At 43.6% G+C, this 20352-nt stretch carries 21 protein-coding genes; 19 read left to right on the top strand and 2 right to left on the bottom strand.

The features are described from left to right. The first annotated feature begins 19 nt into the window (after positions 1-19). From gcvH to tsaB, 19 genes are all read left to right on the top strand, one after another. Entirely contained in the window at positions 20-400 is a 381-nt protein-coding gene (gene gcvH, locus BTO09_RS03905; RefSeq protein ID WP_087523421.1) for a glycine cleavage system protein GcvH, read from the top strand. 55 nt (positions 401-455) lie between these two features. Further along, on the top strand, positions 456-779 hold the full coding sequence (locus BTO09_RS03900) for a VanZ family protein (protein WP_157663420.1): 324 nt from the start codon (positions 456-458) through the stop codon (positions 777-779). Positions 780-834: 55 nt separating this feature from the next. Then, positions 835-1557: an energy transducer TonB gene (locus BTO09_RS03895; RefSeq protein ID WP_087523419.1), complete on the top strand. Its 723-nt coding sequence runs from the start codon at positions 835-837 to the stop codon at positions 1555-1557. 145 nt (positions 1558-1702) lie between these two features. Continuing rightward, positions 1703-2488, top strand: coding sequence for an energy transducer TonB (locus tag BTO09_RS03890; RefSeq protein WP_087523418.1), 786 nt, complete (start codon positions 1703-1705; stop codon positions 2486-2488). 80 nt (positions 2489-2568) lie between these two features. Continuing rightward, positions 2569-4677 (top strand): gliding motility protein RemB, encoded by a 2109-nt coding sequence (locus BTO09_RS03885; protein ID WP_087523417.1) that lies wholly within the window; start codon positions 2569-2571, stop codon positions 4675-4677. Positions 4678-4783: 106 nt separating this feature from the next. Next, positions 4784-5692: a heme o synthase gene (cyoE, locus tag BTO09_RS03880; RefSeq protein WP_087523416.1), complete on the top strand. Its 909-nt coding sequence runs from the start codon at positions 4784-4786 to the stop codon at positions 5690-5692. Continuing rightward, a complete protein-coding gene (locus BTO09_RS03875) occupies positions 5689-6273 on the top strand; it encodes a cytochrome c oxidase subunit 3 (RefSeq protein ID WP_087523415.1) in 585 nt (194 codons plus the stop codon). The genes cyoE and BTO09_RS03875 overlap by 4 nt, the downstream gene beginning before the upstream one ends. Before the next feature lie 45 nt (positions 6274-6318). Continuing rightward, positions 6319-7296, top strand: coding sequence for a cytochrome c oxidase subunit 3 (locus tag BTO09_RS03870; RefSeq protein ID WP_087523414.1), 978 nt, complete (start codon positions 6319-6321; stop codon positions 7294-7296). Between the two features lie 18 nt (positions 7297-7314). After that, a complete protein-coding gene (locus BTO09_RS03865) occupies positions 7315-7698 on the top strand; it encodes a cytochrome C oxidase subunit IV family protein (RefSeq protein WP_087523413.1) in 384 nt (127 codons plus the stop codon). A gap of 202 nt (positions 7699-7900) precedes the next feature. Next, the gene (locus tag BTO09_RS03860; protein ID WP_087523412.1) at positions 7901-8554 is read left to right on the top strand and encodes a hypothetical protein; all 654 of its coding nucleotides are present in this window, start codon (positions 7901-7903) and stop codon (positions 8552-8554) included. Then, positions 8555-9187, top strand: a complete 633-nt coding sequence (locus BTO09_RS03855) for an SCO family protein (RefSeq protein WP_087523411.1) — start codon at positions 8555-8557, stop codon at positions 9185-9187. Continuing rightward, positions 9184-9720, top strand: coding sequence for a DUF420 domain-containing protein (locus tag BTO09_RS03850; protein WP_087523410.1), 537 nt, complete (start codon positions 9184-9186; stop codon positions 9718-9720). Before BTO09_RS03855 ends, BTO09_RS03850 begins: the two co-directional genes overlap by 4 nt. A gap of 343 nt (positions 9721-10063) precedes the next feature. Beyond that, positions 10064-10771 (top strand): ABC transporter ATP-binding protein, encoded by a 708-nt coding sequence (locus BTO09_RS03840; protein ID WP_087523408.1) that lies wholly within the window; start codon positions 10064-10066, stop codon positions 10769-10771. Further along, on the top strand, positions 10764-12008 hold the full coding sequence (locus BTO09_RS03835) for an ABC transporter permease (protein ID WP_087523407.1): 1245 nt from the start codon (positions 10764-10766) through the stop codon (positions 12006-12008). The genes BTO09_RS03840 and BTO09_RS03835 overlap by 8 nt, the downstream gene beginning before the upstream one ends. Before the next feature lies 1 nt (position 12009). Beyond that, positions 12010-13269, top strand: a complete 1260-nt coding sequence (locus tag BTO09_RS03830; RefSeq protein ID WP_087523406.1) for an ABC transporter permease — start codon at positions 12010-12012, stop codon at positions 13267-13269. A gap of 30 nt (positions 13270-13299) precedes the next feature. Continuing rightward, positions 13300-14460, top strand: a complete 1161-nt coding sequence (locus BTO09_RS03825; RefSeq protein WP_087523405.1) for an efflux RND transporter periplasmic adaptor subunit — start codon at positions 13300-13302, stop codon at positions 14458-14460. 62 nt (positions 14461-14522) lie between these two features. Next, the gene (locus BTO09_RS03820) at positions 14523-15965 is read left to right on the top strand and encodes a TolC family protein (protein WP_087523404.1); all 1443 of its coding nucleotides are present in this window, start codon (positions 14523-14525) and stop codon (positions 15963-15965) included. A gap of 3 nt (positions 15966-15968) precedes the next feature. After that, positions 15969-17252, top strand: coding sequence for an efflux RND transporter periplasmic adaptor subunit (locus BTO09_RS03815; RefSeq protein WP_087523403.1), 1284 nt, complete (start codon positions 15969-15971; stop codon positions 17250-17252). A 4-nt stretch (positions 17253-17256) separates the two neighbouring features. Further along, positions 17257-17916 (top strand): tRNA (adenosine(37)-N6)-threonylcarbamoyltransferase complex dimerization subunit type 1 TsaB, encoded by a 660-nt coding sequence (tsaB, locus tag BTO09_RS03810; RefSeq protein WP_087523402.1) that lies wholly within the window; start codon positions 17257-17259, stop codon positions 17914-17916. Here the strand turns inward: tsaB and BTO09_RS03805 are convergent. Both BTO09_RS03805 and BTO09_RS03800 read right to left on the bottom strand, forming a co-directional pair. Further along, entirely contained in the window at positions 17913-20027 is a 2115-nt protein-coding gene (locus tag BTO09_RS03805) for a thioredoxin domain-containing protein (protein ID WP_087523401.1), read from the bottom strand. The two genes, tsaB and BTO09_RS03805, sit on opposite strands and share 4 nt — an antisense overlap. A gap of 64 nt (positions 20028-20091) precedes the next feature. Next, complete coding sequence (locus BTO09_RS03800; RefSeq protein WP_087523400.1) at positions 20092-20292, bottom strand: dodecin family protein; 201 nt, start codon at positions 20290-20292, stop codon at positions 20092-20094. Between the last annotated feature and the right edge of the window lie 60 nt (positions 20293-20352).

The raw sequence follows: 20352 nt of genomic DNA, 5'->3' as shown, positions 1-20352 counted from the left end.
AACTTATAATATTGCTGAAATGAATATACCAGCCAATCTTAAATACACCAAAGATCACGAGTGGGTTTCTATAGATGGAGATGTCGCCACCGTTGGTATTACTGACTTTGCCCAGGGAGAACTTGGAGATATCGTTTATGTGGAAGTAGAGACTGTAGACGAGACCTTGGACAAAGATGAGGTTTTCGGAACTGTAGAAGCTGTTAAGACAGTTTCTGATCTATTCTTACCCTTAAGCGGAGAGATCATTGAGTTCAATGAATCTTTGGAGGATGCTCCGGAGACGGTCAACTCAGACCCTTATGGTGACGGTTGGATGATCAAAGTAAAGATCAGCGATCCATCAGAAGTAGAAGAATTACTTGACGATGCCGGATATAAAGCCCTTGTTGGCGCCTAAATCGCTACTTTTTCTCGCCTTATCGTATACGGTACTGCTCACTGTGGTATCTATTATGGAACGAACCGATTTACCGCAAGTTCCATTGTTTCCGAATCAGGATAAACTGGCACACCTGCTCGCATATGCGATTCTAGGGGTTTTGTGGGGGGCTTTTTGGTTGCGCAAACGCGAACCGGGCTTCTGGAAACCTTACCTAATAGTGCTGGTTTTCACCTCCTTGATTTATGGTACAATAATTGAGATTTTACAGGGACAGATCACCCTAAGTAGAAGTGCCGATGTGTACGATATCGTCGCGAATACGGTGGGAATGTTAATTGGCGCGACAGCAATTTTTTATTTGCGATCAAAAGTCGGGTTAAATAACAAAGTTTAATTCTTTTTTCGCGAGAAATTCTATATTTTAGCGAGCATATTAATTCAGAAACGCAATGGAACCGAAGAAAAATCCTAAAGCAGATTTACGCAAGAGAAGTGTTTACTTCTTTCAGATCGGAATGATTGTAATGCTTTTACTGGCATGGCAGGCCATAGAGTATAAGACTTACGACAAAGACGCCTTGGCTCTAGATCAACTGGAACTCGACGAGGAATTCGAAGAGGAAGTACCAGTTACAGAAATTCAGAACCAACCTCCACCACCTCCGCCACCACCACCGGCACCAGAAGTGATCGATATCGTGGAAGACGAAGAGGATGTTGAGGAAACGGTGATCGAATCTACAGAAACGGATCAGGAAGAAGAGATCGTTGAGATCGAAGAGATCGAAGAAGTAGAAGAAGAAGTTATTGCAGATGTTCCTTTTGCAGTTATTGAAAACGTACCGATCTACCCAGGTTGTGAGAACGCCGGGAACAACGATGCTAAGAAGCAATGTATGTCTGAAAAGATCAGCAAGTTCGTAAACAAGAAGTTCGACACTGAACTGGCTGGAGAACTTGGTCTTTCAGGACGCCAGCGTATCGCGGTACAGTTTAAGATAGACCGTAACGGAAACGTTGTAAATGTGCGTGCACGTGCACCACACCCAAGACTGGAGCAAGAAGCTATCAAAGTAGTACAAGCACTTCCAAAAATGACCCCAGGAAAGCAGCGAGGAAAAGCTGTAGGGGTATTGTACTCACTACCGATCCTTTTTGCCGTACAGGATTAATTTCTAAAAAGTTTCAACCAAATAGATCCCGCTCTGCCAGCGGGATTTTTTTTTGGCATCAATCTTGTATGTTAAAAACTTTAACATATCGATGCGGCACTGCGTACTAGCCAAAGTAGTGCAGTATCTCTAAAAGTCAGTAGTCATGAAACAAGATGCCAAGAAAACAGACACTAACCAACTGACTTCCATCCAAAAAAAACGCCAAGTAAATCTGCGTTGGAACCATACGCGCAATTTTCAACTTGGACTGATCTTTAGCCTGCTGTTCGTCATTTTTGTGGTCGAAACAGTTCGGGTCGAAATCAAAGAGATTCCCATTACCTACACCGATGATTCGGATCCGGAGGTCTATGTGATGCACAATTTTGTTATTGAAACGGTAAAGCCAAAGGTGGAACCTGTGGCCAAGGTCGATCCTCCCAAACAGGTGCGCGATGTAATTAAGGTTGTAAAGAACAATGCCTTAACAACTACAAGCACAACGCTTACCACTGATCCTCCAGTAGTGGAGGTGACTCCAGGAGCTAATCTGGTAACTACCGATGCTCCAAAGGAAGACCCGCCCCAGCCGATCTATATCAATAATGTGATGCAGATCCCGACCTTTCCCGGTTGTAATGCCAACGCGGATAGAGCAGAACAATTGGAATGCTTTACTAGGATGACCCATAAATTCGTTCAGCGAAGGTTCGACTATGATATTGGAGCAGAACAGAACCTTTCGGGCAAAGTGCGTATTGCCTGTCAATTCACGGTAGGGCCAGATGGGGTGGTTACCGATATTAAGGTTCGAACCACTAATGAGGCTTTAGAGAAAGAAGCTATAGCGGTTATTAAGAAACTGCCGCAAATGCAGCCTGGAATGCATCAAGGAAAGTCAGTTCCGGTGATATTCTCGCTACCCATCCTCTTTCAGATACAAGATTAAGAGTTATCCCGCCACCCGGCGGGATTTCTGCTTTTAGGATTGGCAAAAAAACGTATCTTTCGAAAGCCTATTTACGCTTTATGAAGTTAGCACTGCGATCCGTTCTTGTTTTTTTCTTCTTTAGTTGTTTCACTATTCAAGCCCAAGAAGCACTCTCCGACATTGAAAAGTATCCTGTTTTTGAGTCCTGTGAAGGGCAGAGCGGCCAGGCTTTGGCCGCATGTTTTAACAACACACTTCAAAGTTATTTTTTCGAAAATTTCAACGCACCAGAAGTAGTTGCAGCAGAGAATTATACCGGGACTATGGTCTCCTTGCTAGAGGTGACGGCCACCGGTGAATTTAAGGTGCTTTATACGGAAGCAGCCTACCAAGAACTCAAAGACGAGGTAAAGCGCGTTTTTGAATCGCTGCCTGAAATAGAACCGGCGACCTACAATGGTAAACCGACCTATGTGCAGTTTCAGTTCCGTGTAGATCTTCCAATAGGATCTTCTCCGGTAACATCCGCAGTAAACACAACTGACGAGACGCTTACTGCAGCATCCGACGTAGTGCAAGACCAGTATAAAAACGAATACGAGGAAATTAAAAGTTTCCCATACCAGAACGAAGAGTACACCAGCCAGCTGAACATTCCGCTATCGCATCAGAATTATGCGCTCTTTGACTCCGCAATGAACCAAGTCGGTATCAATAATCACACCGCACAGAAGCCATTTGTCTATGCGGAAGTGAACAAGTATTACGACTTTGAGGCGGCTAATCAGCAGCTATTGAAAAAGAAATCTTCATGGTTGGGTCGCAAATGGTGGAACGAACATATGGGTATAGTCAAAGGAGAAGACTATTGGTTTACCATAGACCCAGGAGTGGATCTACAAGTGGGTCGTGGCGATGGCGTAGATACTTATAACAATACACGCTTGGTCTATTTTCAAGGAGGTTTAGGTAAAAAGCTGAATTTCTTTGCTGCGGTTTTTGAGAGTCAAGGCCGTTTTGCGGGTTATTTTAATCGCTATGCGGAGTCCTTGCGTCCAGATGGTGGAAATCCGGCGATAATACCGGGTAGAAACATTGCGGAGCCATTCCGCACAGATTCTTACGACTATCCGGTAGCTGAGGGTTATCTGTCTTATGCGCCGAGTAAGCATTTTAATGTGCAATTAGGGCACGGAAAGAACTTTATTGGAGACGGATACCGTTCACTTTTGCTGAGTGATAATTCATCGCCATATCCATATCTGAGACTCAATACCACCTTTTGGAAGCTCAAATACACCAACACTTGGATGTCTCTGCGCGATGTGCGTTCCGAAGTGACTTTAGACGGTTCTTTCAGAACCAAATACATGGCCAATCACTACCTGAGTATTAATGTGACCAAGCGTTTGAATATCGGTCTTTTTGAGGCCGTCATGTGGGAGAACGACAACGACCGTGGGTTTGACCTAAATTATCTCAACCCGGTTATCTTTTACCGCGCCATTGAATTTACCACAGGCTCTAGAGGTGGAAATGCCATCATTGGACTGAGTGGGAAATACAAGTTCTCCGATCAGATCAATGCGTACAGTCAGGTTGTGATAGACGAATTCTCATCCGGAGATGTCTTTGGCGGCGATCAGAGTTGGAAGAACAAACTCGGTTTTCAATTGGGAGCTAAGTATTACAATGCTTTTGGGGTGAAGAACCTTTATTTGCAGGCAGAGTATAATCAGGTCAGACCGTATACCTATTCTCACAATTCTATCGTACTCAATTACGGGCATCAGAATCAACCTATGGCCCACTTATGGGGAGCCAACTTTAGAGAAGGAATATTGATAGCTCGCTATTTTAACGGGCGCTGGTTTGGCTCGGCCAAACTGACCTTTGGTGAGCGCGGTTTTGATTTCAACACTGCAGAAGACAGTTTCTACTACGGAGGCGATATTTACAGAGACGAAGCAGACCGTCCTTTTGATACAGGGATCGAGATCGGGCAGGGGAATACCACCTCGGTATTCATTGGTGAATTCCAAGGCGGATACCTGATAAACCCAGCTACCAATCTCAAGGTCTATGCGTCGCTCTTGTTCCGCGATTTCACACCAAACGTTGATACTGCGACCGAATTTGCCTCTAGCTCTACTTGGTTCAATCTTGGTATTCGAACCGATCTTTTCAACTGGTACTTCGATTTCTAAGAGCAGCCCCATTTTATTAGTGGGCTGTTAAATTGTAATTTCCTTTGTACTTGCATTGGCTGGCAGCAGTTTATGGAGTATCTTTGCACGAGCAAAATAAAGCGGAATGCAACCGGTTTTGGAGACGCAAAAAGCAAGCATATCAAAAACATCTCTGCTCAGGGATTTTGCCGAGATCACTAAGGTGAGACTGTCGGTATCTGTTGTATTTTCATCCATAGCTGGTTATTTATTGGGAACTCCCGCAATAGACTTTAAAGTATTGCTGATGCTCGCTTTAGGAGGCTATTTTATGGTAGGCGCGTCAAATGCCTATAACCAGATCATAGAGCGCGACTTGGATGCACTTATGGACCGCACCAAGAACAGACCTATTCCTGCAGGTCGTATGAGCGTACAAACAGCCTTTATCATTGCTACCCTTTTTACTGTTTTGGGAATAGGTACTTTATATGTGATCAATCCCAAAACAGCTTTGTTCGGGGCCATCTCCATTTTTATGTATGTGAGTTTGTACACCCCGCTCAAGACTAAGACCCCATTGTCTGTTTTTGTTGGAGCCTTTCCTGGTGCCATTCCTTTTATGCTGGGATGGGTTGCGGCCACCAACGACTTTGGAATTGAAGCAGGAACACTCTTTATGATCCAGTTCTTTTGGCAGTTCCCGCATTTTTGGGCCATTGGCTGGTTCTTGTACGAAGATTATAAGAAAGGTGGATTCTATATGCTGCCCAATGGCAAACGCGATAAAGGCACCGCGACTCAGGTGGTCTTATACACCTTGTGGACTGTGCTTTGCTCTTTGATTCCTGCTTTGGGAATTACTGGTTTGTTTTACGTAAGTCCAGTGGCTGCGGTGATTATTGGCCTGTTGGGAGTTTGGTTCTTATTGGCCGCCATAAAACTCTACCGCAAACAAGACGCCAAGACCGCCAAACGCTTAATGCTTACTAGTGTGAGCTATATTACCCTTTTACAGATCATTTATGTAGTCGATAAATTCATTAATGTATGACGGAACTAGAACAGTATGAAATGGATAAGGCCAGACGCGCCAAGCGCATGATGCTCTGGTTTGGGATCATTAGTTTATTGATGAGCTTTGCGGCCTTTACCTCGGCCTTTATTGTAAGTAGCGAACGCGACGATTGGGTGGCAGACTTTCAAATGCCGAATGCCTTCTTTCTGAGCACTCCGGTAATTATTCTGAGTAGCATCACCATGTGGCTCGCCTTGCGCAACATCAAAGAAGAAAAACGCAGCCAAGGAATGCTTTTTCTTGTGACCACTTTTATACTTGGTGCCACATTTGCCGGCTTGCAATTTTACGGATTCAGACAGATCACTTACGACCTGGGATATTATTTTACTGGAGAGTCCAGTAACATTACCTATACCTATGTTTTTCTGATCGCTTTCGTGCATTTGTTGCACATATTTGCGGCACTAATTGCTCTGGGAGTGGTAATTTATAACCATTATAAACAGCAATACACCAAAGGCAATACCCTAGGTGTCGAACTAGCAGGTACTTTCTGGCATTTCGTGGATCTGTTGTGGATCTATTTGTTTTGCTTTTTATATTTCGTTAGATAATAAAATTGATTATTTTTGCGACAATCATAACGTCAACTTCTTTTTATGGAAACAACTGTTGTTGAAACAGGTACTGAAGGAAAAATCTGGGGTGGTGGAAACCGACCATTACGAGCCAGTTATGGTAAGATGATGATGTGGTTCTTCATCGTTTCTGATGCCCTTACTTTCTCAGGATTTTTGGCCTCTTACGGCTTTTCTCGATTCAAATTCATCGACTCCTGGCCAATTGCCGACGAAGTATTTACCCACGTTCCTTTCGTGCATGGAAACTTCCCGATGTACTATGTGGCCTTCATGACGTTTATTCTGATCTTTTCTTCCGTGACCATGGTGTTGGCGGTAGATGCAGGTCATCAGATGAAGAAAAACAAGGTTATCCTTTATATGTTCCTTACCATCATTGGTGGTTTGATCTTCGTAGGTTCTCAGGCTTGGGAATGGAAGACATTCATTAAAGGTGATTACGGAGCGGTAGAAACTAACGGAGGTCGTATTCTACAATTTGTAGATACTGACGGTAACCGAGTTGCCTTAGGCGAGATCGCCGCGGAGTCAACACAGCGTGAAGCGCATACGCGCAGCAACGGTATCTGGTACGAGACCGACTCAGAAACACTTTCTACTTACACTTTAGACGATATTAAAGCCGGATTCGCAGCAAACGACAATTTGCTGATCAGAACCCAATACCTAGACGAGAACGGAGAGAAGACCGTGCTTAGCCGTGAGGAGTCTTTGACAAAACTCAACAATGACGGCAAGCTAATCGTAGAAGGAGCAAACTTGATCCGCAATGAATACGGATCTCCGCTCTTTGCAGATTTCTTCTTTTTTATTACTGGTTTCCACGGATTCCACGTATTCTCCGGAGTAGTGATAAACATTATCATATTCTTCAACGTGATCATTGGAACTTACGAGCGCCGCGGTCATTACGAAATGGTTGAGAAAGTTGGTCTTTACTGGCACTTTGTAGACTTGGTTTGGGTATTTGTATTTACCTTCTTTTATCTGGTATAAATTCGATTATAAAGCATTATGGGACACGAGCATAAATTAGAGATATTCAGAGGACTGCTTAAATTCAAGTCCAACGTTTCCAAGATCTGGGGTGTATTCATTGTACTTTCTATTGTTACAATAATCGAAGTAGCCTTAGGTATCTATAAGCCTGCCTTTTTGGTGGAGGGTCGTTTTCTGGCCATGAAGTACCTGAACTGGATCTTTATCATTTTGACACTCTTTAAAGCATACTATATCACTTGGGATTTCATGCACATGCGTGACGAGACCAAAGGCCTTAGACGCGCCGTAGTTTGGACGGCAGTATTCTTGATCTGCTACTTAGTACTTATCGTACTTCTAGAAGGAGATTATATCTATGAGGTCTACAAGAGTAACCACATCAAATTCAACTTTTAACAGTTGAATTAACGAAACTGAGCCTCGCTTTTAGCGGGGCTTTTTTGTATTTTTGTATACCGAAAGTGCTTTTGACTTTTAAGCCTAAGTTAAACACATTTTTTTGCATTCGCTCCTTGTCTTTTTAGAGCACATAGCACTAATAATTTGGGTTTAGCGGCCTACTTGTAAAAGTCTCAACCACTTCTTTATTTAACTGGATATGAAGAAGTTTTTTGTTTTAGGTTTTTTATTCATCTTACCATTGGTAACCTACATGTTTTTCGCTGCCGCAAATCATAATTTTCGCCAGCTCCCTACTCTTGGAGAACCATTAGAAGAAATGCCAATTGGGACTTTAAGTGTTAGAGGTGATTCTATTTCATTATTCAGTAATATAACTATTCTTGGTTTTTTAGGTAAAGACGCCAAGAGTCGGTACGGCCATGTGTTCAACCTTGCCCATAAGATATATACGCCTTACTCAGAATTCTACGACCTACAGTTCGTTTGGTTGATCCCGGAGGGTGCAGAGGGCACAATATCCGAGTTGGAAGAAAAACTAAGCAAGATCAAAGAGACCAGTAAGTGGCAATTCGTTGTTTTGTCCGATCAGCAAATAAGAAAGCTCAAAGGCGAACTAGGCTCTCCCTATCCTTTGGAAGATGATTTGGGAACAGATTACGTCTATATTATTGATAAAGACAGACGATTGCGCGGACGAAATCAAGACGAGGAAATAGGTATGATGTATGGTTATGATGCTAGCAATGTATCTGAATTGCATAAGAAAATGAAAGATGATGTAAAAGTATTGCTAGAAGAGTATCGTCGCGCTCTGAAAAAGAATAATAAATATAAGCGTAAGCAACTGTAAATGGTAAAAAAAGAATATTCATACGTAGGTATATCATTCATAATACTTGTGTTTGGTATTTGGGCAGTATACAATCTCGAAGGCTTCCTTAATAAGCCGGAACTAGCTACCATTGGTCCTGTTCCAGAATTTGAGTTCACCAACCAGCGCGGAGAGACGATCACCAATGCGAATTACGAAGGCAAGGTCTATGTGGTGGATTTCTTTTTTACAACCTGCCCAACCATCTGCCCAGTAATGAGTAGAAATATGGTCAAGTTACAAGACGAGTTCTTTGGCAACCCCAATTTTGGTGTTGCTTCTTTTAGTATAGACCCAACTTACGATACTCCAGAGGTGCTGCAAGCTTATGCAGAAAGTTATGGGATAACCAACCCTAACTGGCACCTCATGACCGGAGAAAAGATAGACATTCATACCCTGGCTAATAACGGTTTCAATCTATATGTGGCCCAAGATGAAACTGCAGAAGGTGGCTTTGAACATTCCGGTTTCTTCGCTTTGATAGATCAGCAGGGAAATATACGTTCCCGATTGGACGAATACGGAAATCCAATTGTGTACTACAACGGAACCGAAGCCGATCAAATTCAGATCCTCAAAGAAGATATCAAACAATTATTAGAACAATGAATACAACATCCCCAAACGCAGAACTGAAGTACAAAAAATTAATCTGGGCACTCTCTATTGCTATTCCTTTGGCAGTAGCAGTCTTATTCGGTATCAGAATCCCCGGAGTAGAACGCCTCGGCTTTTTGCCTCCAATTTACGCAGCGATCAACGGCTTTACAGCTGTGGTCCTAGTGTTGGCGGTAATTCAGATAAAAAAAGGAAATCGCAAAGCGCACGAGTCATTGATGAAGACCGCAATAGTACTGTCGGCCTTGTTTTTGGTCATGTACGTGGCTTACCACATGACATCAGATAGTGTAGCCTACGGCGGCGAAGGCGTACTGCGTTATATCTACTTCTTTATTCTGATCAGTCATATTACCTTGTCTATCGGAATCATACCGCTGGTACTCTTTACCTATGTACGCGCCCTTTCAGAGCAATTTGACAAGCACCGCAAACTGGCAAAGATCACTTTTCCAATTTGGCTCTATGTTGCCGTAACTGGCGTTATTGTCTACTTTATGATCTCTCCTTATTATCCTGCTTAATGCGAAAAATAGGCTTCATACTGGTTTTACTCTTTCTTTTCACTGCGGATGCCGACGCGCAATGCGCCATGTGTCGTGCGGTATTAGAAAGTGAAGAGACACAGAATGCTGCTCGGGGAGTGAATAACGGCATCGTTTACTTGATGGCCATTCCCTATATTTTAATGGCAGGGCTAGGTTACGCTATATATCGAAGTAGGAGAAAAGTGCAGGAGAGCAAAAATTAACAAGACCTTAATATTCTCCCCTGTAACAAAAGTCTTATTTAGCGGTCTATTTACCAAGACCGTCAAGTAACCAACAACAAGGCGGCTTCATTAAAAACACCTTAAGGTGCAATGATATGATAGCCATCAAAGATCTACATAAGTCCTATCACATGGGCAGCAATTCCCTGCATGTACTCAAGGGAATCAATTTCGAAGCAAAAGAAGGGGAGATGATAGCCATTATGGGCTCCTCCGGATCTGGAAAATCTACATTCCTGAATATTCTGGGTATGCTCGATGAGGCCGATCGAGGCTCCTATCATTTAGACAGTGTACCCATCAGAAACCTCAATGAAAAAGTTGCTGCACGTTATCGCAACCAATTCCTTGGATTCATTTTTCAAAGCTTCAATTTGATCACCTACAAAAGTGCTCTAGACAATGTCTCTATGCCTTTGTATTATCAAGGAGTTAAGCGCGCCGTTAGAACGGATAAAGCCATGCACTATTTAGAAAAGGTTGGGCTGGCCGATTGGGCTACACACTTACCTAGCGAACTCAGTGGTGGGCAAAAGCAGCGTGTGGCTATTGCAAGAGCGCTTGCGAGCGATCCTAAGGTTCTTCTTGCTGATGAGCCTACAGGAGCTCTAGACACCAAGACTTCTTACGAGGTAATGGAACTCATCCAAGCCATTAATGACGAAGGCAAGACCATACTTGTGGTCACTCACGAAGAGGACATTGCCCATATGTGTAAGCGAATCGTTCATCTTAAGGACGGGAAGATAGTAGACGACAAGCGCGTAGAACAAGTACGCGCCAAATCTCCGGCTCATGTTTAATCTAGAGCGCTGGGAAGAAATATTCGAAACCATTCGCAAGAACAAATTGCGAACTTTCCTTACGGGGCTATCTGTAGCCTCTGGGATCTTTATTTTGGTTATCCTTCTTGGATTCAATTCTGGAATCTCCAACGGTGTTCGCGAAGCCTTTGAGGAGGATGCCACCAATCGCATCTCTATTTGGACAGGAGTGACAAGTAAGGAGTATAAAGGTTTGAATCCTGGTCGCTATGTGCAACTGCGAAACGAGGACTACCAAACACTCAATCAGAAATACGAAGATCAGATAGAATACCGCACCTCATTGTATTCCTTATGGGGAGGTCAGGTGACCTATGGCAAGGAGTCAGGCAACTACCGCATAGAAGGTTCCGATCCTGATCAGCAGTTCATAGAGAACGAAAGTATGGTCTCTGGTCGATTTATCAATAAGAGTGACCTAGACGAAGTTGCCAAAGTAGCCGTCATCGGAAATCAGATCCAAATGGACCTATTCAAAGGAGAAGAAGCCGTTGGGAAACAAATAAAGATCTTCGGGATCAACTTTTTAGTGGTTGGAGTTTTTACCGATCCGGGAGGCGCTCGTGAAGAAAACCGAGTGTTTATTCCTATTACCACAGCCCAAGGGGTGTTTAATGCAGGAGACCGCTTACGCTCCATTGCCTACACCGTTAAAATGTCCGAGAACTTTGACGAAGCTGTCGCCTTGTCGACCGCAATGGCAGAAGGTTTGGAGTCTGATTTAAAGACCAAGCACAGCGTGGCCCCTGACGATCGCAGCGCTGTTCGTGTTTTCAACACTTTAGAAGAAGCAAAAAAGATCTATGGTCTTATCGATACCATTAGAGCCGTGTTCTGGTTTATTGGAATCGGAACCATAATTGCCGGTGTAGTAGGAGTGAGCAATATTATGCTCATTGTGGTAAAAGAACGTACCAAAGAGATCGGGATCCGCAAGGCGATAGGAGCTTTGCCAAGCTCTATCATTGGGATGATCATGCAGGAGGCGATCTTTATCACTGCAATTGCAGGTTTTATAGGCTTGTTTGCTGGCGTAGGCCTATTGGAAGCTGTCGCTCCTTATGCCGAGACCGATTTTATCAAATCCCCGCAGGTGGATTTCAACACCTCTATCACCACAGTTTTTGTGCTTATTGCCGCTGGAGCCCTGGCCGGTTTTATTCCCGCCAGACGCGCTGCCAATATTAAACCAATAGAAGCCCTAAGAGACGAATAAGATGTTTAATAGAGATCGTTGGAGCGAAATATTAGAGGCTTTAAATGCCAACCGATTCCGAACCTTTTTAACGGCTTTCGGTGTATTCTGGGGGATCTTTATCTTGGTCTTGCTCCTGGCTTTGACCAACGGACTTAAGAACGGGGTCCAGGCAGACTTTGGGAACTTTGCCACAAACTCGATCTTCATGTGGTCTCAGGGAACTTCTATGCCTTACAAAGGTTTGCCAAAGGGTCGCTTTTTCAATTTTAAGCTGAGCGACGTTCAAGCCTTAAAAGATCAGATCCCAGAACTCAAATATGTATCTCCAAGAAACCAATTGGGTGGTTTCAGAGGGTCGAACAATGTTACCCGCAACGAGAAAACAGGAGCTTTTGACGTTTATGGAGACTATCCGGAGTTCATCAATCAGCAGCCATTAGACATTATGGAAGGCCGGTTTTTGAGCTATTCAGATATTGAAGACAAACGCAAGATAGCGGTCATTGGTCAAGATGTGATCAGAACACTATATGACAAAGGAGAAGAGGTTATTGGTAGTTATATCAAGATAAGTGGAATCAACTTCTTGGTAGTGGGAACCTTTAAGAATGCCAACTCGCAAGGCGATAACGAGCAAGAAGCTAATACCATCTATATTCCTTTTACCACTTTTTCGCAGGCTTTCAATAGAGCAGATAACGTAGGTTGGATGGCCATTACGGCACATGACGATGTAAGCATTACCTCTGTGAAGCCTCGTATAATGACTTTAATGCGAGAACTGCGTACAGTACATCCAGAGGACAAACGCGCTATTGGTCATTTTGATCTGGCCGAGGAGTTTGCAAAGATCACCGGTTTGTTCAATATCCTAACAGTAGTGGGATATTTTGTGGGAGCTTTGGTCTTGCTTTCTGGCGTTATCGGGATCAGTAATATCATGCTTATCGTTGTAAAAGAGCGCACCAAAGAAATTGGCGTGCGTCGTGCACTTGGCGCTTCTCCCTGGAATATTCGATCGCAGGTACTGCAAGAGTCCCTAGTGCTTACTATCATTTCTGGAATGGTGGGAATTTCATTTGCCTCCGGTATCATCTGGATCATGAATACCGTACTAGATAATGTTGGTCCTGTAGAGAATTTTGCCAACCCTAGTGTAGGGATAGGCGTTATAATAATCGCGTTGAGTATACTGATCGTCTCCGGACTTTTGGCCGGATTGATCCCAGCAACTCGCGCCACACAAATGAAACCAGTAGATGCCTTGCGCATTGAATAACCGTAATACCAAGACATTAATTCAAAAATCATGAAACGAAAAGGAACCATCATTGTACTCGGACTGATATTGGTCGGATTTATATTCGGAATCCGCTATATCTATTTGAAGGATAAAGAAGATCCTGTTGTTTATAAGACCGAGCAAGCCACAACGGCCAGTATCGTTAAGAAAACAGTAGCTACGGGGAGCATAGTACCCAAGGAGGAGGTCCTTATTAAGCCGAATATCTCTGGTATTATAGATGAGATCTTTGTAGAGGCGGGCGATTTTGTAAAAGCAGGAGACCTTATCGCAAAGGTCAAAGTTGTACCCAATGTCTCCGCTTTGAACAGTGCGCAAAACAGCATTCGTTCGGCTCAGACCCAGCTCGATGCAGCCCGATTGGCCTTTGAGAATCAAAAGAATATTTATCAGCGCCAAAAGAACCTATTTGACAAGGGAGTGATCTCTGCCAATGAGTTCGACAATGCGCAAATTACGTACAACCAAGCAGAACAGCGTTACCGAGCAGAACAGGTGAACGTAAATGCGGCCCGTCAGAATTTTGACATCATCAAGACCGGAACAACTGCCGGTTTGGGAGCCGCGGCCAATACCGAGATCCGTGCCACGGTATCGGGAATGGTACTTGACGTTCCTGTAAAAACAGGAAACCAAGTGATCGAGGCCAACAACTTTAATGACGGAACTACCATTGCCACTTTGGCCGATGTAGAGAAGATGATCTTTGAAGGTAAGGTAGACGAAAGCGAAGTTGGAAAGATCAAAGAGAATCTTCCTTTAGAGATCACCGTAGGTGCTATTGAAAACGCAACATTCGACGCCGTACTAGATTATATCGCTCCAAAAGGAGTAGCAGAGAACGGTGCCATTCAATTCGAGATCAAAGGAACTTTGGCCAAGATCGATTCTACCTTTATCAGAGCAGGTCTAAGTGCAAATGCATCGATCATATTGGCCCGTGCAGACAGCGTAATGGCTGTTAAGGAAGCCTTGGTGCAATACGATCCTAAAACGCAAGAACCTTTTGTGGAAGTAGAGATCGGCGATCAAGAATTCGAACGCAGAGATCTGGAGCTGGGCGTAAGCGATGGCATCCAGGTAGAGGTTAAATCCGGAATCACTAAAGAAGATAAAATCAAAGTTTGGAATCAACTCAAACCGGTAGCGCAGTTTGGCGGCCGCTAATTTCGTTACCTTTGTGTAACACATTTGACTATCCATAGACTTATTCAACACACACACTTATTATGAAGCAGCTTGTTGTCCTGTTCCTGTCGCTTTTTGTTAGCACACTGGCCGTTGGTCAGAAAAAATGGACCCTAAAAGAATGTGTAACTTATGCTTTGGAAAACAACATTTCCGTTAAGCAAAGTGAGCTCGATATAGAGAATGCTGAGATTGATAAGATCGACGCTTTCGGGAATTATTTGCCAACCTTAAACGGAAACGCATCTAACTTCTGGAACACAGGTCTTTCTCAAAATATTACTACGGGTATCTTAGAGACGCAGACTTCGCGTAACTTCTCCTTAGGAGTCAATGCGGGGATCCGTGTATTCGCCGGTTTGCAAAACCTACGTGTAATGCAGCGAGCCAAGATCGCCAAACTAGCGGCAGATTACGGCCTTTCTAGAATGAAGGACGATATCTCTTTGCTGGTAGCTAATAGTTATTTGCAGATCTTACTCAACAAGGCCAATGTGAATGCGCTAAAAGCGCAGAATTTGGTTACGCAGCAATCCATAGCACAGACTCAGGAATTGGTAGATGGAGGTATTTTACCCAAAGGGGATTTGCTCGAGATCCAAGCGACCAATGCTGGTGAATTACAGAACATCGTGGTTGCAGAGAACGCTGTAAGGATCTCTTTGATCAGTTTGGCTCAATTGCTATTGATTGACGATTATGCAAACTTCGATATCGAAGACGAAGGCTATAACCTAGTAGACGAAGGCATCATTGAAAAGACTGCTTCGGAGATATTTCAAGCCGCTACAGAGAATCGCAGTGAGGTAAAGATCGCAGAATCGAATGTAGACTTGGCCCAAAAAGATCTACAGATCGCTAGAAGTAGCTATTACCCAACGATAAATGCCTTCTTTAACTACAACACTCGTGAGTCGGATCTTTCACGTTTTACACAAACGGTAGATCCTAACGACCCGACCCGTATACAAGAGATCGGTTTTGTGGACGAGACCGGACAGACCGTGTCTGCTGTAGTGCCGAACACAATTCTACAGGAACTACCTCCACGCTCCTTTATAGATCAGTTGTATCTAAATGACGGTATCTCTTATGGAGTACAAATGAATGTTCCTATCTTTAACGGCTTTTCTACACGTAATAATGTAAAGCGACGTTTGGTGAACTTAAAGCGTCAAGAGTTCCTTTTGGAGCAAGCTAAATTAGACCTTGAGTCTAATGTATATCAGGCATATGTAGACGCAGAAGGATCTAAAAAGGCTTATGAAGCTGCAGTAGTAGCACTAGAGTCTCAAGAGTTGGCGTATCAGTATGCTAAAGACAGATACGATGTAGGAATTACAAATGCGTTCGACTTCAGTCAATCTAAATTGCGTTACGACAACGCTCTGATAGAAGTGAACCGTTCTAAATACGATTATATTTTTAGGCTAAAGGTCCTTGAACTTTATTTTGGGGTCCCCGCAACAGAGTTAAAATTCTAAACCATGAGTAAAAAGACACTAATCATCATAGTTGCACTGGTAGTCGTAGGGCTTATTGCCTTAGTGATGCTGCGTAAATCTGGAACCATTGGCGGTGACGGAGATTACCGCAAAGTGGAACTGACAAAAATTGAGCCGATCGACATTGTAGAGACGGTTGCCGCTACTGGGAAAATTCAACCAGAGGTGGAAGTAATGATCTCTTCTGAAGTCTCTGGTGAGATCATTGAACTCTTGGTAAAAGAAGGCCAACAGGTCAAAAAGGGTGATTTGCTATTGCGCATTAATCCAGACCTTATTCAGGCAGCCTTGAATCAATCGCAAGCGAGTTTGCAAAGTGTTCGCGCTAACCTATCACAAGCGGAGGCGAGTTTAAAGAACGCTGAGTTGAACTACAACAGAAACAAATCACTCTTTGAAAAAGGGGTGATCTCTAAGCAAGACTGGGACCGTTCTGTACAAGAATACGAAGTAGCGCAAGCCAACAAACAATCGGCATATTACAATGTGCAAAGTGCTGCCGCCTCTGTAAAGCAGAGTCGTGATAACTTAGGTAGAACGACCATTTACGCTCCTATGGATGGAACCATCTCTAAACTAGATGCTGAACTTGGAGAGCGCGTTGTTGGAACTGCGCAAATGGCAGGTACCGAGATCTTGCGCGTAGCCGACCTTTCCAATATGGAAGTTGAGGTAGACGTAAACGAGAACGATATTGTAAAAGTATCTCTTGGAGATTCAACTATAGTAGAGGTAGATGCTTATCTGAAGCGCGAATTCAAAGGAATCGTTACAGAAATAGCGAACTCCGCAGAAAGCACACTGACCGCAGATCAGGTGACTAACTTTAAAGTAAAAGTGCGTATTCTAGATAGTTCTTATCAGGATCTATTAGAAGGCAAACCAGAATTCTATTCGCCGTTCCGCCCTGGAATGACTGCAACGGTAGATATTATTACCAACAAGCGAGAAAAAGCAATTGGTGTACCTATCAGTGCCATTGTAGTTAAGACCGATACGACTTGTACTAAAGGCCCTGCTGTACGCAGAACAGAATCTGGAGATCAGGAAAAGTTTGAGACCGTATTCGTGCAAGCTGGAGAAGAAGCAAAATTACGTGTGGTCGAGACTGGTATCCAAGACGATTCCAATATTGAGATTATCTCTGGTCTTCAAGAAGGAGACGTTGTGGTCACTGGGCCATACAATACCGTTACCAAATTGCTTAAATGTGGTGACGCAATAAAAGAAGAATCAGAAGCGCCAGCAGAAGAAATCGAAGAATAATACTATGGCAGTAATCCTGGCATTAGAGACAGCCACCACGAATTGTTCGGTGGCTGTTGTCAATTCAAGTGGAGCCGTTCTGGTCAAAGAGGACTACGGGTCTAAGTATTCTCACGGAGAAAAACTACATGTCTATATAGACGAGATCTTAAAAGAGGCAGGTTTAACCCAAAATGATCTCCAGGCCGTGGCTGTGAGTGCGGGGCCTGGCTCATATACGGGGCTTAGAATTGGTGTTTCGGCGGCCAAAGGCCTGTGCTTTGCTTTAGATATTCCCCTTATCACTATCGGCACTTTAGACAGCTTAGTGCGCCAGTTGGATGCAGATGAAGGACATTTGGTAGCCATGTTAGACGCTCGTCGTATGGAGGCTTACACGGCCGTTTACGATCATAGCTATCAGAATCTAGTTCCTGTACAACCACAAATTTTAGATCAGCAAAGTTTTACTGAGATCTTAGAAGCTGGACCTGTTACTTTTATCGGCACCGCCAATGAGAAGTTCTCGGCTATTTGCTCGCACAAGAACGCACATTTTATAAACGACAGGCTGCCCTCTGCAAAAGAGCTTATAGATTTGGCACAGGCCAAATTCGAAGCTGGAGATTTTGCCGATCTGGCCTATTTTGAGCCCGATTATCTAAAGGCTTTTCAACCGGGTTAATAGCCCATTAGCGGTAGGGCTTCTGCTGCAGTTCTCACAGGAAGTTTACAAGTATTGTTTACACAGACGTAAACAAAGGTCTCTCCTTCTATAAATCGATTTTTAAGCAGCGGAGCATCACTCTCGGTTGTGCTGGCTGCAATCATTTTATTGGGGATGTAAGTTTTGTTGATCTCGGCCAGAACGTCTTCAGCCTGCGGTCCTACCACAACCAATTCGTAAAACTCATTTTGAAAGTTACGCCCCAGTTGCATCCAATTGCTAAAGCTAGTCGGATAAGCAGCTACTTCTGGCAATACATTGTGCAACATGGTTTGGGCGTCTTTGATCCAATCCGGTTGGTCAAAATAATGGCCTAACTTCAATAAATTATGCGCCATAATAGAGTTAGAAGCAGGTATCACATTGTCTCGGTACTCTATACTACGACTTACCAATTGTGCGTCTTGGTCTGAGGTGAAATAGAAGAGGCGAGAATCCGTATAGCCAAAATGTTCTTGGGCGTACTCCAAGAGCGATTTGGCCAAATTCAACCACTGCTCATCAAAGGTGGTCTCGTACATGGCAATGAATCCGTCTATGACACTGGCATAATCTTCTAGGTAGCCATTAATGGTACTTTTCCCATCCTTAAAGCTGTGCCATAAACCGCCATCGGCCTTGAGCTGTTTGTCCTTTATAAAGTTCGCGTTTTTTATTGCTGCCTCTAGAAACTTCGGTTCGTTAAACACGCGATAGGCGTCCAAATAACCTTTTAGCATGAGACCGTTCCAAGAGGTAAGACTCTTGTCGTCTAAACCTGGGCGCGGGCGTGTATTTCTATAATCGAGCAAGGTTTTTTTCCAGCCTGATTTTAACGCGTCTAAGGTGTTTTGATCTAGCTGATGGGCAGCGGTAAATTCTGGATCAGCTTGTTGTCTGATCAGTACATAGGCATTTTCCTCTTCCCATTTACCGTAATTGTTTATGCTGTAATACTCTTTGAATAATGCAGGCTTCTCAGTGATTAGTGAGTCGATCTCTGCTTCGGTATAGATATAGTAAGCACCTTCTTCCAGTTCCCCATTAGGGCCTTCACTATCGGCATCTAAAGAAGAATAAAAGGCTCCAGACTCATGGGTCATCTCGTCGGCCACATATTGCAAAGTCTCGTAGACCACTTCCTTGTAAAGCGGGTTTGGGTCTACCAAATAAGCATCACTGTATAAGCTGACCAGTTGGCCATTGTCATAGAGCATCTTTTCAAAGTGCGGTATGTGCCAGCGCATGTCGGTAGAATATCTGGCAAAACCACCTCCAACATGATCATAAACGCCGCCAAAAGCCATTTTTTTAAGCGTCAGCTGCACAAAATCTAACAATTCCTTGTCCTTGGATTCTACCGCATAACGCAATAAGAAGTGGTAATTGTTAGGCATCATGAATTTAGGAGCTTGAGCTATACCTCCGTCCTTATCGTCAAAGCGATTGCTCCAGGCAGCCACTATACTGTCGGTTTTCAGGGCAGAAAAATCAACCTCATTGCGATTTATTTCTACCAGATCTAAAGATTTGATCCCGGCTTCTAAACGAGCCGCATAGTCTACCAAACGTTCCGGACTGTCTTCGTATAAGGTCTGTATTTGCGAAAGCGCTCGTTTCCACTCGTCTTTAGGAACATAGGTCTCCGCCCAAACAGGGCGTCCGTCAGGAAGCGCAATGACATTAAGAGGCCAACCCCCGCGACCTTTCATGAGCTGAATGGCATTCATATAGATCTGATCTACATCCGGGCGTTCCTCACGGTCTACTTTTATATTTATGAAATTCGCATTCATCACGGCAGCAACTGCGGTATCTTCAAAAGACTCACGCTCCATAACATGGCACCAATGACAAGCGGCATAACCTACGCTGATCAACATTAGTTTGTTCTCGCGTTTAGCTTTGGCCAAAGTAGAGTCGTTCCAAGCGTACCAATCCACAGGGTTGTGGGCGTGTTGCAACAAATACGGACTGGTTTCATTGATAAGAGCGTTGGTATAGGCGAAATCTTCCACAGTATTAGGATTTGAATTGCATGCTAGCAAGATCAGTGCAGTGAGGATAGAGAAGAGATAGGATCTGAACATGGGTAGAATTAAAATGCGCCAAAACCCGAGGATTTTGGCGCATAAATTTAGCGAATTTCAAAGTCTATTTGACCTCGAAAGTGATTTTAACATTAACTCGGAACTCAGTAACCTCATCTTTGTCTACAATTGCACTTTGCTCTTGCACGTATACCGAACGAATGTTCTTCACACTTTTACCCGCTTGTTTCACAGCGTTCTTGGTTGCATCTTCCCAACTGGTGTTAGAATTAGATAATACCTCGATAACTTTTAAAACTGCCATAACTTTTTTGTTTAGTGATTTCAGCTCAAAAGTAGTGCGACCCCAAACCAACTAAGCAGC

Source organism: Gilvibacter sp. SZ-19, assembly GCF_002163875.1.
Taxonomy (GTDB): domain Bacteria; phylum Bacteroidota; class Bacteroidia; order Flavobacteriales; family Flavobacteriaceae; genus Gilvibacter.
This window is presented reverse-complemented; position numbering and strand designations above follow the sequence as displayed.

Excerpts from the sequence above, each read along its gene's own strand:
- cyoE (WP_087523416.1), top strand. The coding sequence starts at position 4,784 with ATGCAACCGGTTTTGGAGACGCAAAAAGCAAGCATATCAAAAACATCT.
- BTO09_RS03860 (WP_087523412.1), top strand. The coding sequence starts at position 7,901 with ATGAAGAAGTTTTTTGTTTTAGGTTTTTTATTCATCTTACCATTGGTA.
- BTO09_RS03900 (WP_157663420.1), top strand. The coding sequence starts at position 456 with ATGGAACGAACCGATTTACCGCAAGTTCCATTGTTTCCGAATCAGGAT.
- BTO09_RS03865 (WP_087523413.1), top strand. The coding sequence starts at position 7,315 with ATGGGACACGAGCATAAATTAGAGATATTCAGAGGACTGCTTAAATTC.
- gcvH (WP_087523421.1), top strand. The coding sequence starts at position 20 with ATGAATATACCAGCCAATCTTAAATACACCAAAGATCACGAGTGGGTT.
- BTO09_RS03870 (WP_087523414.1), top strand. The coding sequence starts at position 6,319 with ATGGAAACAACTGTTGTTGAAACAGGTACTGAAGGAAAAATCTGGGGT.
- BTO09_RS03805 (WP_087523401.1), bottom strand. The coding sequence starts at position 20,027 with ATGTTCAGATCCTATCTCTTCTCTATCCTCACTGCACTGATCTTGCTA.
- BTO09_RS03855 (WP_087523411.1), top strand. The coding sequence starts at position 8,555 with ATGGTAAAAAAAGAATATTCATACGTAGGTATATCATTCATAATACTT.
- BTO09_RS03830 (WP_087523406.1), top strand. The coding sequence starts at position 12,010 with ATGTTTAATAGAGATCGTTGGAGCGAAATATTAGAGGCTTTAAATGCC.
- BTO09_RS03890 (WP_087523418.1), top strand. The coding sequence starts at position 1,703 with ATGAAACAAGATGCCAAGAAAACAGACACTAACCAACTGACTTCCATC.
- BTO09_RS03820 (WP_087523404.1), top strand. The coding sequence starts at position 14,523 with ATGAAGCAGCTTGTTGTCCTGTTCCTGTCGCTTTTTGTTAGCACACTG.
- BTO09_RS03885 (WP_087523417.1), top strand. The coding sequence starts at position 2,569 with ATGAAGTTAGCACTGCGATCCGTTCTTGTTTTTTTCTTCTTTAGTTGT.
- BTO09_RS03895 (WP_087523419.1), top strand. The coding sequence starts at position 835 with ATGGAACCGAAGAAAAATCCTAAAGCAGATTTACGCAAGAGAAGTGTT.
- BTO09_RS03875 (WP_087523415.1), top strand. The coding sequence starts at position 5,689 with ATGACGGAACTAGAACAGTATGAAATGGATAAGGCCAGACGCGCCAAG.
- BTO09_RS03840 (WP_087523408.1), top strand. The coding sequence starts at position 10,064 with ATGATAGCCATCAAAGATCTACATAAGTCCTATCACATGGGCAGCAAT.
- BTO09_RS03835 (WP_087523407.1), top strand. The coding sequence starts at position 10,764 with ATGTTTAATCTAGAGCGCTGGGAAGAAATATTCGAAACCATTCGCAAG.
- BTO09_RS03800 (WP_087523400.1), bottom strand. The coding sequence starts at position 20,292 with ATGGCAGTTTTAAAAGTTATCGAGGTATTATCTAATTCTAACACCAGT.
- BTO09_RS03850 (WP_087523410.1), top strand. The coding sequence starts at position 9,184 with ATGAATACAACATCCCCAAACGCAGAACTGAAGTACAAAAAATTAATC.
- tsaB (WP_087523402.1), top strand. The coding sequence starts at position 17,257 with ATGGCAGTAATCCTGGCATTAGAGACAGCCACCACGAATTGTTCGGTG.
- BTO09_RS03815 (WP_087523403.1), top strand. The coding sequence starts at position 15,969 with ATGAGTAAAAAGACACTAATCATCATAGTTGCACTGGTAGTCGTAGGG.
- BTO09_RS03825 (WP_087523405.1), top strand. The coding sequence starts at position 13,300 with ATGAAACGAAAAGGAACCATCATTGTACTCGGACTGATATTGGTCGGA.